Annotated in this window: 1 protein-coding gene and 1 pseudogene; both read right to left on the reverse strand. The window is 42.8% G+C overall.

Annotated features, from left to right (window positions below; all coding sequences use genetic code 11):
- Nucleotides 1-143: 143 nt before the first annotated feature.
- Nucleotides 144-1,241, reverse strand: coding sequence for an RNA-guided endonuclease TnpB family protein (locus HFM85_RS15930; protein WP_173754721.1), 1,098 nt, complete (start codon nucleotides 1,239-1,241; stop codon nucleotides 144-146).
- A pseudogene (locus HFM85_RS15935) lies at nucleotides 1,204-1,338 on the reverse strand (transposase); the annotation flags it as partial. The gene HFM85_RS15930 and the pseudogene HFM85_RS15935, both read right to left, overlap by 38 nt.
- Nucleotides 1,339-1,544: the final 206 nt, after the last annotated feature.

Consider the following 1,544-nt stretch of genomic DNA (forward strand, 5'->3'; position numbering starts at 1 on the left):
CTCCCACCACTTAAATCTTACGATTTTGAAGTGGGGGCTTCCTGCTCGATTACCCTTTAGGGCAAAGCTAAAACAGGCTATCCCCGCGTGTCCCGCAGTTTTGTTTTTTATGTTTATCCGGTTACGGATTTTTTCTTGTGCCGTCAGGCACATTCTTTATAGATTCTTTTTCCTTCTTCACGGATGTTGACTGCTGCATTCACATCCCGGTCCATCCTGTTTCCACATTCACAAACATACATTCTATCCGACAATGCCAGTTCCTTTTTCTTATGTCCGCATACACTGCAGATCTTGCTGGATGCAAAATAACGGTCTACTTTTATAAGATGTTTTCCGCATTCTTCCAGCTTGTATCCCAGCATGAACAGAAACTGCCCGTACCCGTTATCCTGCACACCTTTCCCAAGGTGCAGCCCTCCGGACATTCCCTTCAGATTCAGATCTTCCACACATACTGCATCATATCTTTCCGCAAGCTCCCTGCTGAGCTTATGCTGGAAATCTTTTCTCTGGTTCTTTATCTTTTCATGACATAAAGCTACCCTTTTTTTCTGTTTCTGATAGTTCCGGCTTTCTTTTTCACAGTGGGAGAGCTTTCTCTGTTCTCTTGCAAGTTTTTTCTCTGCTTTTCTGTAAAACATAGGGTACCCGGCTCTTTCTCCTGTAGAAAATACACACATTCCCTGCATGGCAAAATCAATCCCAAGAAATCTCTCTGCCGGTCTTTTTTCCACTGTTTGGTTCTCACAGCAGAACAAAAGGCTGGCAAAATATTTCCCGGATGGCTCACGGCTCACAGTTACAGACTTCAGTTTCCAGTCTGATGGGATCTGACGGTGAAGTTTTATCCTTATGACGGACATCTTTGGAAGCTTCAGATGGGTATCCTGCAAAAGGATATTTCCGTTTAGTGCATTGGTCATATATGAATTTCTTGCATGCTTCTTTGATTTATAACGTGGAAATCCGCAGGCTGGTTCCCGAAAAAACTTCCGGAACGCACTTTCCAGATGCAGCTGCGCATTCGCCAGGGCAAGGGAATCCACCTCTTTCAGCCATGGATATTCCTTTTTATATCCGGCCGGTGTGTTCCGGAGCATCTTTTTTTCTTTCTGGTAATAGCTGATCTTATCTGCAAGCATCTGGTTATAGATAAAGCGGCTGCAGCCGATTGTTTGCTCTATCTGAACTCTCTGCTCTTTATTTGGATAGATCCTTATTTTTACGGCGCGGTTCATTCTTCTCACCCTGGCTTTCTATATACTGCCGTATCGTTTCAATCGTTGCTCCGCCTGCACTGAGCAGACAGAATATCTGACTCCAGAATGCATCTTTCATGGTCTAACTCCATTATATTTATCATCCTTTTTCTTATACCGACGGATATGTATTTATGAACTAATTGTTCTTTTTTCAGTATACTACATCAGGGAAGGGAGAACAAGTGTTTCTTTTATACTATAGAGATTTTTTTGAGCAGATATGATCAGATGTGCAATTCATCTCACCACCTGAAGAGGTGGGAGAATTCTTGCTACATT

The sequence above is a fragment of the Blautia schinkii genome (genome assembly GCF_013304825.1).
In the GTDB taxonomy this organism is placed as follows: domain Bacteria; phylum Bacillota; class Clostridia; order Lachnospirales; family Lachnospiraceae; genus Blautia_A; species Blautia_A schinkii_B.